The 12,767-nt window shown below is 52.9% G+C and carries 11 protein-coding genes; 7 read left to right on the top strand and 4 right to left on the bottom strand.

Features of this window, described 5'->3' with window-relative positions; translation table 11 throughout:
- Positions 1-61: 61 nt before the first annotated feature.
- A complete protein-coding gene (locus K2I50_RS01705; protein WP_301024523.1) occupies positions 62-1,021 on the bottom strand; it encodes a FecR family protein in 960 nt (319 codons plus the stop codon).
- Positions 1,005-1,577 (bottom strand): RNA polymerase sigma factor, encoded by a 573-nt coding sequence (locus K2I50_RS01700; RefSeq protein ID WP_301024522.1) that lies wholly within the window; start codon positions 1,575-1,577, stop codon positions 1,005-1,007. Before K2I50_RS01700 ends, K2I50_RS01705 begins: the two co-directional genes overlap by 17 nt.
- Positions 1,578-2,209: 632 nt before the next feature.
- On the opposite strand from K2I50_RS01700, the gene K2I50_RS01695 reads away from it, so the two are divergent.
- The 7 genes from K2I50_RS01695 to K2I50_RS01665 all read left to right on the top strand — a co-directional run bounded on the left by K2I50_RS01695 (position 2,210) and on the right by K2I50_RS01665 (position 9,953).
- Entirely contained in the window at positions 2,210-4,942 is a 2,733-nt protein-coding gene (locus tag K2I50_RS01695; RefSeq protein WP_301024521.1) for a M6 family metalloprotease domain-containing protein, read from the top strand.
- 22 nt (positions 4,943-4,964) lie between these two features.
- Positions 4,965-5,255 (top strand): FtsB family cell division protein, encoded by a 291-nt coding sequence (locus tag K2I50_RS01690; protein WP_301024520.1) that lies wholly within the window; start codon positions 4,965-4,967, stop codon positions 5,253-5,255.
- A 33-nt stretch (positions 5,256-5,288) separates the two neighbouring features.
- Positions 5,289-5,654: a hypothetical protein gene (locus K2I50_RS01685; RefSeq protein ID WP_301024519.1), complete on the top strand. Its 366-nt coding sequence runs from the start codon at positions 5,289-5,291 to the stop codon at positions 5,652-5,654.
- A gap of 181 nt (positions 5,655-5,835) precedes the next feature.
- Positions 5,836-6,582 (top strand): type III pantothenate kinase, encoded by a 747-nt coding sequence (locus K2I50_RS01680; protein ID WP_301024518.1) that lies wholly within the window; start codon positions 5,836-5,838, stop codon positions 6,580-6,582.
- Positions 6,583-6,631: 49 nt separating this feature from the next.
- Positions 6,632-7,900: a beta-barrel assembly machine protein BamG gene (bamG, locus tag K2I50_RS01675; protein ID WP_301024517.1), complete on the top strand. Its 1,269-nt coding sequence runs from the start codon at positions 6,632-6,634 to the stop codon at positions 7,898-7,900.
- Positions 7,897-8,601: an LPS export ABC transporter periplasmic protein LptC gene (gene lptC, locus K2I50_RS01670; protein WP_301024516.1), complete on the top strand. Its 705-nt coding sequence runs from the start codon at positions 7,897-7,899 to the stop codon at positions 8,599-8,601. The genes bamG and lptC overlap by 4 nt, the downstream gene beginning before the upstream one ends.
- Before the next feature lie 59 nt (positions 8,602-8,660).
- Positions 8,661-9,953: a hemolysin family protein gene (locus K2I50_RS01665; protein ID WP_301024515.1), complete on the top strand. Its 1,293-nt coding sequence runs from the start codon at positions 8,661-8,663 to the stop codon at positions 9,951-9,953.
- Between the two features lie 309 nt (positions 9,954-10,262).
- On the opposite strand, the gene K2I50_RS01660 is transcribed toward K2I50_RS01665, so the two are convergent.
- Both K2I50_RS01660 and K2I50_RS01655 read right to left on the bottom strand, forming a co-directional pair.
- Positions 10,263-10,694 (bottom strand): D-Ala-D-Ala carboxypeptidase family metallohydrolase, encoded by a 432-nt coding sequence (locus tag K2I50_RS01660; protein WP_301024514.1) that lies wholly within the window; start codon positions 10,692-10,694, stop codon positions 10,263-10,265.
- A gap of 487 nt (positions 10,695-11,181) precedes the next feature.
- Complete coding sequence (locus K2I50_RS01655) at positions 11,182-12,597, bottom strand: InlB B-repeat-containing protein (protein WP_301024513.1); 1,416 nt, start codon at positions 12,595-12,597, stop codon at positions 11,182-11,184.
- Positions 12,598-12,767 lie beyond the last annotated feature (170 nt).

Here is a 12,767-nt window from a genome sequence, read left to right as displayed (position 1 = left end):
TTAGTTTGATTGGTTAATTATTATTATGGTTAAAGTTGTCTGTAGCAGGGAGGGAGAGTGGCTATCTGGGAATAAGGCGGTAGTGGCGGCTGTTGTCGCTCGTCGTGTCGGCATCCATCGATATGGTGGAGCAGAGTACCGACAGCACCTCCCCGATATCCTCCTTGAGGTCGAGGTAGCCGTACAGCCGGCGGTTGTAAAGGGCGGGATCGGTCTCGATATCCACGTCATAGTACATGCTTAGCCGCTCGGCCACCTGGCCGAGTGTCTGGTCCTTGAGCATTATGGCGCCCTTGGTCCAGCATGTGTAGAATGATGTGTCGACATACGATATTCCCTCTATGGTGCCTTCTGATATATCCACTTTCTGATTGGGGCGCATGCGTATGCACTCGTCGGTGTCGGTGGTCACGGCCACGCTGCCATCTACAAGCACTATGCTCGCTTGCCCGGGGTGGTAGCTGCTGATGCAGAAGGTGGTGCCGAGTACTGTCACTTCAAATCCGTCGCCCGACATTACAAACGGGCGGTCGGCATCCTTGGCAACTTCGAGGTATACCTCGCCGGAGGCCCATATGTGGCGTGTGTCGCCGTCAAACCGCGACGGATATTTCACCTGTGAGCGTGAGTTGGCCGTCAGTCTGGTCCCGTCGGCAAGCATCAGTGTCATGCGCTGTCCGGCCGGCACGGATATTTCGTTGTACCCGTTGGTGGTTGCGCCGTCGGCCGAGGCGCCCCCGGCGAGTAGGGCCGATGAGGTGGCGGCGCCGGTGTCATGCCTGTATACCATGGTCATGGCGACCACGACAGCGAGGCATGCAGCCACGGAGCACAGCGATATGATGCGCCACATACGCCGTGAGCGCGACATGCGCTCATGAAGTATCTTCAGGCGCGTCAGCGTCATCACCCTTTCGGTGTCGACCTTGGGGAGAATCACGCTCGAGAAGTACCGGTCGAGCAGTTCGTCCCACTTACGGGCCGACAATCGGCGTGTATTGTTGTCATCCTTGCTGTTCATTGTCGTTTCTGTTGATTAGTCGGTTGCGAAGGTACTCCATGGCGTATCCGACATGGTAGTTGACCGTCGACAGTGATATGTTGAGCATCGTTGCTATCTGTTTGTAGGGCATTCTTTCGATTTTAGCCAGAAAGAATACATGTTTGCACTTTGGCGGCAATGTCTCCAGAGCCTTGTTTACAGCTTCCTGCTGCTCGTGGCTGAGTATGCTTTCGTCGGGAGCCTCGACCGGCGGAATCACGAATGTATCTATGTCGTCGAGCGATACAAACGTCGGCTTTCCCGATTCGGAGCGTAGCTTGGTCACTACCTTGCAGTAAGTGATTGTGCGCAGCCACTGCCCCATGTACTCGATTTCAACCAGCTTTTCCCGCGACTTCCATACCTGGAGAAACACATCGCTGACCACCTCCTCGACGCTCTCCTTCGATCTGAGCATGGTCATCGCGTAGTGATACAGCGTCGATGTCCATTGGGCCATAAACAGATCGAAAGCGCGCTCGTCGCCCTGGCTTATCCGTTGCAGCATGTTGTCCGGTTTTTCGATGGTTGTCATTGCGGGGTGATGTATTGTCAGGTGGGGTTTGACATACTGGTTGGAGACATTCTCAAAAAAAAGGCCGGGGGGAGAACCGGGAGATCGTTCTCCCCGGCCATGTTTACCTGTTTACAATCGTTTTTACCTTAATACAATATTTTTACTCTCCCCTCTGTATGGAGCATGTCTCATGCGGGTACCGTCATGTGCGGATAGAATATGGCTATGCAATCCGCAGGATATGTCGGCCCGCTCCGGGCAGGATGCGCTACGGAGATATCTTTGGCCTACGGCATGGATTGTCGACGTTGCCGCCGTACGGCCTGTTGAAAGTGGATGATTGGTCATCATGATTGATTGTTGGTTAAGGGAGGCTGTTGTCAAGAGCGACGGCTGCTGCTTCGGGCCCTTTTAACGGCTTTCCAATATTAATGCCGCAGATGTGTGGAAAATCTATAGTACGTATTTTTGTGTTTTAAAACATATTTTTGCACTTCTCTGCCCCAATATTCATATGAATCAATATGATAGCTGAGTCATTTTGCATATTTTTGCATATATCCGGCTCTGCGACTCCCCTAAATTCATTAATTTTGCATCCTGACAGTATGAGCATTCTATGCTATAAGAATTAGTAATCATTATCCGCAATGAATCTTTCCATAAAAAGTCTGGTGAAAGGTATTTCTGCACTTTGCATTGTCTCCATGTCGGCAATAGACATGGCCGCAGTACCTGCCACTCCCCATCCCATAACTAAAACACTTCCCGACGGCACTGAACTTACCGTGCGCCTTCACGGCGACGAGCATGGCAGTTTCGTCACCACCACCGACGGCTATCTGCTTGTGCAGGATGCTGCGGGATTCTTTAACTATGCGATGACCGACGCCTACGGCAATGTCGTGTCAACCGATTTGCGTGCCGTAGATGTAGATATGCGCCGCGCCGCCGACAATTCATTGCTTAAGAGCATCGACCGTGAAGCTGTGGTCGGAGCCCGAATCAGTGAGATTGAGCGGGCGAGAGACGTGCAGCGCATAAGCCGTGTCGGGGGTCCGGCCACCGGGATTATCACTCCGGTAGACGACATCAGTCATCACCGCGAGGCATGCCATCCGACCACACCGTCGCTCGGCAAGCCCCGTCTGCTGGTAATCCTTGTCGAGTTTGCCGACAAGGAATTCACTATCCAGAATCCTTACGACACCTTCTACGATATGCTCAACAAGGAGGGGTATTCCGACTATAACTGCACCGGCTCGGTGCGCGACTATTTCGTGGCATCATCCAATGGCAAGTATGCGCCCGACCTCGACCTCTACGGCCCGGTGAAGTTGCCACAGACATCGGCCTACTATGCCGGAACCGGTGGCGCCGAGAATACTCAGATACTTATAAGGGATGCCTGCAACCTTATCGACGATGAAGTGGATTTCAGCATATATGACACTAACAACGACGGTGTTGTAGACAACGTATATCTTTTTTATGCCGGCTACAGCCAGGCCGACACCAATGACAAGACATGCGTGTGGCCCCATTCGACCCAGGTGTACGGCCGTGTCGTGCACGACGGTGTGGCGCTGGGCAACTATACCTGCTCCAACGAGTTGCGCGGTTTCTCCGACTATATAGCCGGCATCGGCACATTCTGCCACGAATTCTCCCATGCGCTGGGACTCCCCGACCTCTACGAGGTGGCATATACCCATCAGCATACTCCGGGACTGTGGTCGATAATGGACCAGGGAAGCTACAGCAACGACGCCCGCACCCCGCCTATGCACTCGGCCTATGAGCGCTGGACTCTCGGATGGCTTACTCCCGATGAGATATTTGCCAACAAGCCGGGCAACGCTCTGCTCCGTCCGGCCGCCTCGGAGGACGGATACTATGACGTGAAGTTCGTGCGTACCGCTACTGCCGACGAGTTCTTCCTGCTTGAAAACCGCCAGCAGCAGGGGTGGGACAGATTCCTCCCCGGCCATGGAATGCTGTTGTGGCATATCGATTTCAACACAACAGCCTGGGCCACCAACCGAGTGAACCAGTACAGCAATCATCCCCGTGTCGACATTGTGGAGGCGAGCGGAGATATCGCCCATTCCTCCACATCTGCGGCAGCTTTCCCCGGCACAACAAATGTGATGGCCCACACCATCGAAGACTGGAAAGGCCGTAAGCCCGGAGTGGAAATCGACGGCATCTATGAGTCGGAGGGCGGCAACGTGTATTTCAACATCAATGGCGGAAACCAGGTAGAGTCAAATGCATCGGTGCTCAACGCGCCTGTAGTAGAGGCCAACACCGTGACTCTGTCGTGGAGCTCCGTAAAGGATGCCGAATACTATATCATATATATATATGACGCCGAGGGCAATCCGGTGCAGAACGAGCGTGTGTACGACACCTCGTATACCACGACCCTTGCAGAGGGTACCGCCTACACCTGCCGCCTTGTGTGGATGATAGGCAACGAATGCCTCTATTGCGAGACTGCCGTCACCACAGAATATCTGCCGATATCGGAGCATTTCGTCAACGCTCTGGAGCCTTCCGCTATAGCCGACAATTCGGTCACCGCCGTGTGGGAACATCTGCCCACAGCCGGCTCATATACCGTGGAAATCGCTATATGCGAGGGTGTCGAGGGACGCACATTCACTGAAGACTTTACCGGACGCCAGGTCAACAATGACGGATGGAAGTCAACCGCCACATGGAACACCCAGCGCTATGGCGCATCGGCTCCTGCCATCACACTTAAGGAGGGCACTTCGCTTACCGTGCCCGCATGGGAGCGTCCTATCGACGGTGTGAGATTCTTCGTAAGCTCAAGCTCCTCACTTACAATGGCGTCGCTTATCATAGAGACAATCGACAGCAAGGGCGCCGCCAAGGAGGTGTACCGCGAGCGTGCAGCCGCCTACAAGTCGTCCGACAAGGAGTCGCTCATGGTGACTTTAGGAAAGGATGTGCTCGGCAATAACGCCTACGGCCTGAGATTTACCATGACAGGCACTGTCAACTGGGTGGTGCTCGACGACATATCGGTAATCTACGACGAGACATATTCATACCACGACTGTGGCATAGCTCCGATGCAGGCCGGCAACGCCACTTCGCTTGAGGTGACAGGCCTTCGCCCGGGTACTGTATATGCCTACCGCGTGATTGCCGACGACGCCAACGGCCTGAAGAGCCAGCCGTCGCAGTGGATTGTATTCACTACCACCGATACCTCGGGTATCGGCGATGTAGTGGCCGACGGCGAGGGTGAGGATTCTCCCTGGTATACGCTTACCGGTCTGCGTCTCGACGGACGCCCCTCGGCTCCGGGTCTGTATATCCACAACCGCCGTCTGGTACGCGTGCTCTGAGCCTCGATTAAAAACCGAGCCTATGAAGAAAGTGTTTCTATGGTGCCGGCGGTATCTGTCGGTGACATTCCTGATACTTATAGCATTCGTCATGATAGTGCTTTTCTTCAACGACAACTCATTTGTAAAGTCGGTGGAATACACCACACGTATCAAGGAGTTGCGTGAGGAGATACGCGACAATGAGGATACATTGCGCTATTACCGGCATATGAACCATGCCCTCGACACGGATCCCGAGACAATGGAACGTATCGTGCGCGAGAATTACCATATGCAGCGTGAGAACGAGGATGTATATCTTGTCGAGTAGCCCTGTCAGTACACTATCTTAGAAAAATAAACGATGGATAATACCAAATCTTCCGGGTGGCAGGCATGGCTTGTCACCGTCGGGCTGCTCCTTATCGTAGCCGGAGTGCTGCTCCCTATTCTTGGCATAGGCCTCTCGGCATACCGCTGGATATATGCCGGCGGAGCCGCAGTGTGTCTCGTAGGACGCCTTTTCAGCCGCATGCCTGAGAATGTGCCTCTGAGAGTGAAGAGGCTTATGCGTATCGAATCGTGGTCGGCGATATTCTTCTGTGCCGGGGCATTCTTCATGTTCTGGCCGGGGGCCGGAGCCGGCGACTGGCTCGCGTTCACTCTCGCAGGAGGCGCCATACTGATATATACCTCGATTATGATACCGCGCGCCATGCGCAAAGGGTAGCGGGATACCGTATGGACTGCGCCTGTCGCGCGCGGATATGCGGGTAATAAGCTCAGAGTTTGTTTAATAATAGATGTTGCCGACTTTTATTATTAAACAAGTTCTAAAATCACCTGGTTCCTCTATTTTGTAGAGGAAATTCATGCGATATTCGGCAATATTAGTTAATTTTGTCATCGCAATGTCATATAATCTTGTCATAGACCAGGGTAACTCTACTGCAAAAATAGCAGTGTTTGAGGGTGATAGCCTTGTAGAACAGTGGCGGTGCGAAGAACTTCTGCCGGAAGTGCTGCGCCGTGTCGCCGTATCCGCCCCTATCGAGGCGGCGATATACTGCTCTGTGACCCACCACAGTGAGAATATAATTGTCACACTGCGTGAAATAGCCGGTAAGGTCTATGAGCTGACATCGCTGCTCCCTCTCCCCATCACCATCGGCTACGCCACCCCCTCGTCGCTCGGGCGCGACCGTATAGCCGCCGTCGCCGGCGCCAGGGCCATGCTCCCCGGGCGTACGGTGCTTGTGGTCGATGCCGGCACAGCGATTACATATGATGTGCTGCAGCCCGACGGCAATTTCCTCGGAGGGAATATCGCTCCCGGACTGTGGCTCCGCGCCGAGGCTCTCAACCGCCATACCGAACGCTTGCCTCTTGTCAATGTCGAGACTCCGGGCGATGTGCCCATATGGGGCACTGACACCCCGCGGGCCATCACGGCCGGTATAGTGCGCGGAGTGGCCGGCGAAATCGACTACTACCGGCGTATGCTCCCCGACGATGCCGCGGTGATACTTACCGGAGGCGATGCCGTGCGTCTGGCACCATTTGTGCCGCAGCATCACGCCGCAGAGGTAATAGTGGAGCCGGCTCTGGTGGTGCGCGGCCTCAACTGCATATTGCAATACAACCAAGCTCTCCAATAAATCAACTCCTATATCGTCCCGCCACGGGCGGGCCCAATACACGCGATTAATGAATCTACGCAAATCACTCATCACGGCTGCCATGAGCGCCGCATGTCTTCTCCCCGCCCTCTCTGCGAGCGCCCAGGAGGGGATGACTCCATACTCCAAATACGGCTACGGTATACTTAACGACCAGGCCACATCGACACAGCGTTCGATGGGCGGCGTGGGCTATGCCATGGCTTCAGGCCGTCAGATCAATGTGATGAACCCTGCGAGCTATGCCGCCATCGACTCCATCACCTTCCTTTTCGATATGGGCATAACTATGTCGAAACTCTGGAGCAGCGAGACCGATACAAAAGGTGCGCGCCACAACGAGCAGGAGTTTGGCGGCGGCCTGAACTATGTCACCATGCAGTTTCCGGTAGCCAAAAACATGGGTATGGCCCTTGGTCTGGTGCCCTTCTCGTCGGTGGGATACTCGTTTTCCAACAGTATCAACAACGGAAGCGAGGCCCGTTCGGGCGAAGGTGGTCTCAACTGGCTGTTTGCCGGATATTCGATACGTCCGGTCAAGGGGCTCAGCGCGGGTGTCAACTTCGGTTATCTTTTCGGCACAGTTGTCAACGACACCTATGTGTACACCAACAATGGCTCGCAGACACTGTTTGAGACCCAGGTGCAGGTGCGCGACTATCACCTTCAGTTCGGCCTTCAGTACGGCTACGATATCAACCGCGACAACCGTGTCACCGCCGGCATCACCTTCTCTCCCGGCAAGTCTCTGCTCGGTCATGCCTGGGGGCTTAACTACGATATGACCCAGAGCACCAACAAGGCCGATACCGTGGGCTATACATCGCTCCGCCACAAGTATACACTTCCGGCGGTATGGGGCGCAGGCCTCAACTGGCAGTGGCGCGAGAAGCTGATGGCCGAAGTCGACTTCACCTATTCGCCGTGGGCCGACGCAAAGTTCCCCGACATCGACTCGGAAAAGCAGACTCTTGAGTTCAGCGACAGATGGAAACTCGCTGTCGGCGCTCAGTACACACCCAAGAACCGCGGCAGCTACTTGCAGCGTATCACCTACCGTGGAGGCGGTTTTTATGAAAACAGCTATGTCAAGGTACTCGGAAATACAATAAAGGAGTATGGAGCGTCGATCGGTCTCGGCCTGCCTGCCCCCGTCGGAAAGACTCTTATCAACTTAGGCGTGGAGTGGCGTCACCGTCAGGCCAGCCCCAACTCGCTTATCAAGGAGGACTATATCAATATCACACTGGGTATCAATTTCAACGAACGCTGGTTCTATAAAAACAAGATACGATGACCTTACGGGCGATGCGTGCTCTTCCGGGTATAGTCTGCATAATGATTCTTGCGGGCGCCGCCGGTGCGTGCAAGGATGAGAAGACCGAGGTGGTCAGCCTCAATGTTGTAGGCGACAGTGTGCCTACAATGACTACCCATGCCGTGACCACACTCATCTCAGACAGCGGGCAGATACGCTATCGTGTGACTACCGACAACTGGCTCGTATATGATGAGGCCCAGGTGCCGATGTGGCGTTTCCCCGACGGACTTTATCTCGAGAAGTTTGACAAGGACTTCGGGATAGAGGCCACCGTGCAGTGTGACTCGGCCACATACTTCAGTCAGCGCGGTCTCTGGCGTCTTGACGGTAATGTCAACATACTTAACACCATCGGAGAGAAATTTCTCTCCCAGCAGGTGTTCTGGGACCAGCGGCTCAACAAGGTCTATTCCGACTCGTTTATCCATATAGAGCGTGCCGACCGCACTATCGAGGGCTACGGCTTCGAGTCAAACGACAAGATGACCAATTACCGTATCACCAATCCTACAGGCATCTTTCCGGCGAGTGACTTCAATCCCGGCAAAGAGAACGGCGCCGACAATGCTCCTGCCCCCGACAGTGTGTCTGAAGAGAAAAAGCCCGACAGGCTGCCACCTGAAAAACGTCTCAGGAAGCCTGTACTCCCTCCACGGCCTGTTGAGCGGAGGCCTTAGAAACCGAGTTTCGCGGATATGGTGTAGCCGCATTACAGTTATTTCAAATACATTAGGATATGGATCCCAACTGGAGCGTCTGGCTCATAATCACAATAGTATCGCTGATGCTCTCGGCACTCTTTTCGGGTGTCGAGATTGCCTATATATCGTCCAACCGCGTCAAGGTAGAAATCGACGTCAAGCGCGGCGGCCTCATAGGCAAGATTATCAACCTGTACTATACCCGTCAGGAACTGTTTATTTCCACCATACTTGTGGGCAACAATATCGTGCTCGTAATCTATGGTATGGGCGCTGCGGCACTGCTTGAGCCGTGGATAGCCGTGTGGTGTCCCAACGAGGCCGGAATCCTTATCATACAGACTCTTATCTCTACTGCGATAATACTCCTTACCGGAGAGTTCTTCCCCAAGACGATATTCCGTATCAATCCCAATTCGTCGCTGAGGGTATTCTCGCTCCCGATATTCGTATTCTGGGTGGTGCTCTATCCGGTGTCGGCATTCACCACCTGGATTTCCAAGGCCCTGATGTGGATGGCCGGGATACGCAATGTAAACCATACGCTCGGAGTGCTTACCGTGGGCGATCTCAACCAGTATATCCAGACCAATATCGACGAGCGGGCCTCGGAGGCCAAGGTCGAGAATGAGGTTAAAATCTTCCACAACGCCATTGATTTTTCGTCGACACATCTGCGCGACTGCATGACTCCGCGCAATGAGATTGTCGCAGTCAATATCGACACTACCGACCGCGAGGAGCTCTCGGCCCTGTTTACATCGTCGGGCCGTAGCAAGATTCTGGTCTATCGCGAGGATATCGACAATGTGCTGGGGTATATCCATGTGAGCGAGCTCTTTTCTCCCGACAGCGACTGGAAAGAGGCCATAAAGCCTGTGCTTTTCGCTCCGGAGACTCTTCTGGCCAACAAGATGATGCGCCGCCTGCTTAGCGAGAAGCGCTCGATGGCTATCGTGGTTGATGAGTTTGGCGGCACGGCAGGGCTTGTGTCGCTCGAGGATCTTGTCGAAGAGATTTTCGGCGATATCCAGGACGAGCATGACAATGCCCGGCTTACAGCCCGCGAGGTTGAGCCCGGAGTGTATGAATTCTCCGGACGATGTGAAATCAGCTATCTGCACGACTCTTTCGGAGTCGATCTTGAGGAGAGCGACGAGTATCAGACTCTGGCCGGTTTCATCCTGCATAATCTGGGTGAGATTCCCGTGCAGGGAGCGACCATCGAGCTTGACGGATGGACGTTGACTATCCTGCGCCGCACGGCTACGCGCCTTGAGCTGATAAGGCTCACAAAGAGCGCCTCCGCCGGTTCCGACAAGGAGTAGTCCGCCGGGCAGTGGTCTGCCGGGGTGACGGCGCATATATCGCGCCTGTGATTGTGTGTTCATTATAGTATAGTTTGTGTTTTTGTATAAGATTGCAGGCATTGACGCCTGCGATAGGGGGAATATCTAAGTAACTGTTCTAAATTATTTTATATTAACCGGCCTGATTATTTCGATGTTTCTTCGGCAAAATTTTTGAATCTTTTCCTCTCTTCATCAGTCGTGTAGCTCGCTACACTCCTTCTTCATCGAGTAAAATCTTCTAAAAATTTCACTCGAATAAACATTAAAATAATTTCGACCAGTTACTTACCAGGCAACATGTATCCATATGCCTCCGCGCTCGAATATGAGCTCGCGGTGGGGCAGTGTGCGCAATATTGCGTAGAGACGTCGGTTGCCTTCGATGGTTCCTGTAGTGAGGTCGGCTGCACGCCCTGCGAGATGGTAGGAGCGTTCGGCGCCACCGACAGCTGTGTTGAGTGCCTTGCAGCGGTAGCCGCTGTTTACGTATATTGGAGAGCCCAGCAGGGCGCGTGCCGGCTCAAGTACGTCGTTGATAAGCCTGTGCATGGCTTCTACGGCCTGTGGAGGCGGGGTGTTGTTGATGCCGAGCCGTGTGGCCGTGGCCGATTGTGTCAGTTCGCGGATTGTGAAGTGGGATGCCGCCTCTTTGGCGTCGAGCGGCACTGCTGCCTCGGTAGCTGCTACCGATAGGGCGATAATCGTGTTTTTATTCATAGTAATAAAATGATATGTGTTGTGTTTTCGATGCAAAGATATAACTAAACGTTGTAATATGCAAATTTGGACATGATTTTTTAGCATGCCATATGCATTTTTGTGGAATCGAGTGACGGAACACCTTTCGATATATCCTAAAATAAAATACACTCGCAATGTTTGCGAGTGGCGGAGGTGCTGTTGTTGTAAAAGTTAAGCCAACAAACTATTTCAAAAATAAACTGCAAACTTATTTTTAGAGTTTGGCGATATTATTTACGGTTAAGTTGTTCTAACGCCGGTTAATGCAATGCGGATAAGTTCCGCGCCCTTTTCCATTGTCCATTGGCTTAACGCTGTAAAGATAACATAATAACTTTGCTAACTTGCAGCAGACACACGATAATCAGCATATCGGTATATGAAAAGAGCGCGGACCGTATGGGGATCCGCGCTCAGGATTACGAATTGCAAGGCTGCTCACGCAGCTATTTGGGATTTCTGATTACTTGACAACTTTCTTGCCGTTGATGATGAGGAGGCCCTTGGCAACCTCGGGATTTACGGGGATACCCTGGAGGTTGTAAGCCTTGACGGGAGCGTCAGCGTCCTCAATCTCGATATCCTCGATGGCGTTGGTGCCGAAGTCGTCGCCGATGCCGAAGCTCATGTAGAGTACGTTGGCTGTGTACTTGTTGGCTACAGTTTCGGTAAACTTGAGGGTCATGAGTTTCTTGCCCTCGGTGAGGTTGATGTTGTCAATCTTGTTGGTGACGAATTTCTGCCAATTGCCGGTCTTTTCAGCGGCGATGTTGAATGTAGCTTCAGGAGCAACGGTGGGGTCGGCGTCGTAAGCAGCCTTGTCGAAGATGTTGAATTCGATGTTGGCGGCCTCCTGCTTGGTAGCAGTGGGGCATACGAGGGTGTAGTTGCCGGCTTTTGTTACATTGAGGATGAACTGCTCCGACTTGTTGGCGGTGTAGTTGCAGAGGTAGGATACCACTTCGCCATCGAGATATGACTCACCGTCGAGCGACACAGCCTTGCTCTCTTCCTTCACGCCACCGATTTTCTTGGTGTTGAGGTCGATAGTGCCGGGGATGTTGTTGACAGAGCTTACTGCCTCGAACATGGCTGTAATCGACATGCTTTCGAAGATTTCGAAGGAGTAGGGGTTGGTGGTGTATTCGTCGCCGTTGTCATCGTTGGTGAAGTTGACAAACTTGTAGGTTGTGTCGTCGTCACCTGCGCTGGGAGTGGCAGTGATGCTGATGGTTGTGCCTTCAAGATAGTTGTTGGCGGCGGGAGATACCTTTATTGTACCTGCCTGTTCGGGATATACACCGGTGAACAGAGAGAAGTATTTAATCTGGTCCTTGGCCTCAAACCAGAAGTTGGCGAGGTTGGCGGTCTCCTTGGTGTTGTCGTGGTGGAAGGTGACGCGGAGGGTGTATTCGCCTTCGGGGATTTCCTCGTCGAAGAATGCCATTGCGTCGTAGAGAGCGTTCCAGTTGCTCTTCTCGTTAGCCAGGTAGATGGGGTCGAGTGCACGCTCGAGGTCTTCGCCGTTGTAAAGCTCAAACACGATGTTTGCACCGTCGGTCTTTACAGCATACTGGAAGTGGAGGATGTACTGCGATTCCTTTGTGTTGTTGATTTTGAGATCCATGTAGTCTCCTTCCCAGAAATCAGCGGTCTGCTCAACAACTTCCTGCTGCTGTTCCCATGCATAGCGGTTTTTGTCGATAGAGGGATCGGGAAGTTTCTCATCGGCTGTAGCGGGCACACGGGGATATACAGCGACACATTTGCTGTATTCGCCGCCGAGCTTCAGAGGATTAGTGTTGATGTCCTGCACTGTCTGGGCAGAAGCGAAGCCCATTGCGAGAAGGGCTGCTGAAAGAAGTAAAGTTTTCTTCATGATAACTTATCTGTGGTTAATCTTTTAATTTGGATTGCTGTGGTTACTGGTATTCCGTCGGAAAAAGCATAGGGGAATGACGGATATTTCGGATAGGTTTTCCGACCGCTAAGTTAGTAGCAGAGTGACCCTTAAAGGGGTGAAATTTTATCGCAAGAGGTGTAAAAGTT

It is taken from the genome of Muribaculum sp., assembly GCF_029051885.1.
GTDB lineage: Bacteria > Bacteroidota > Bacteroidia > Bacteroidales > Muribaculaceae > Muribaculum.
The sequence above is the reverse complement of the archived record's forward strand: the minus strand, read 5'-3'. Positions and strand labels throughout refer to the sequence as shown.

Excerpts from the sequence above, each read along its gene's own strand:
- bamG (WP_301024517.1), top strand. The coding sequence starts at position 6,632 with ATGAATCTACGCAAATCACTCATCACGGCTGCCATGAGCGCCGCATGT.
- K2I50_RS01695 (WP_301024521.1), top strand. The coding sequence starts at position 2,210 with ATGAATCTTTCCATAAAAAGTCTGGTGAAAGGTATTTCTGCACTTTGC.
- K2I50_RS01705 (WP_301024523.1), bottom strand. The coding sequence starts at position 1,021 with ATGAACAGCAAGGATGACAACAATACACGCCGATTGTCGGCCCGTAAG.
- K2I50_RS01660 (WP_301024514.1), bottom strand. The coding sequence starts at position 10,694 with ATGAATAAAAACACGATTATCGCCCTATCGGTAGCAGCTACCGAGGCA.
- K2I50_RS01665 (WP_301024515.1), top strand. The coding sequence starts at position 8,661 with ATGGATCCCAACTGGAGCGTCTGGCTCATAATCACAATAGTATCGCTG.
- K2I50_RS01685 (WP_301024519.1), top strand. The coding sequence starts at position 5,289 with ATGGATAATACCAAATCTTCCGGGTGGCAGGCATGGCTTGTCACCGTC.
- K2I50_RS01655 (WP_301024513.1), bottom strand. The coding sequence starts at position 12,597 with ATGAAGAAAACTTTACTTCTTTCAGCAGCCCTTCTCGCAATGGGCTTC.
- K2I50_RS01690 (WP_301024520.1), top strand. The coding sequence starts at position 4,965 with ATGAAGAAAGTGTTTCTATGGTGCCGGCGGTATCTGTCGGTGACATTC.
- lptC (WP_301024516.1), top strand. The coding sequence starts at position 7,897 with ATGACCTTACGGGCGATGCGTGCTCTTCCGGGTATAGTCTGCATAATG.
- K2I50_RS01700 (WP_301024522.1), bottom strand. The coding sequence starts at position 1,577 with ATGACAACCATCGAAAAACCGGACAACATGCTGCAACGGATAAGCCAG.
- K2I50_RS01680 (WP_301024518.1), top strand. The coding sequence starts at position 5,836 with ATGTCATATAATCTTGTCATAGACCAGGGTAACTCTACTGCAAAAATA.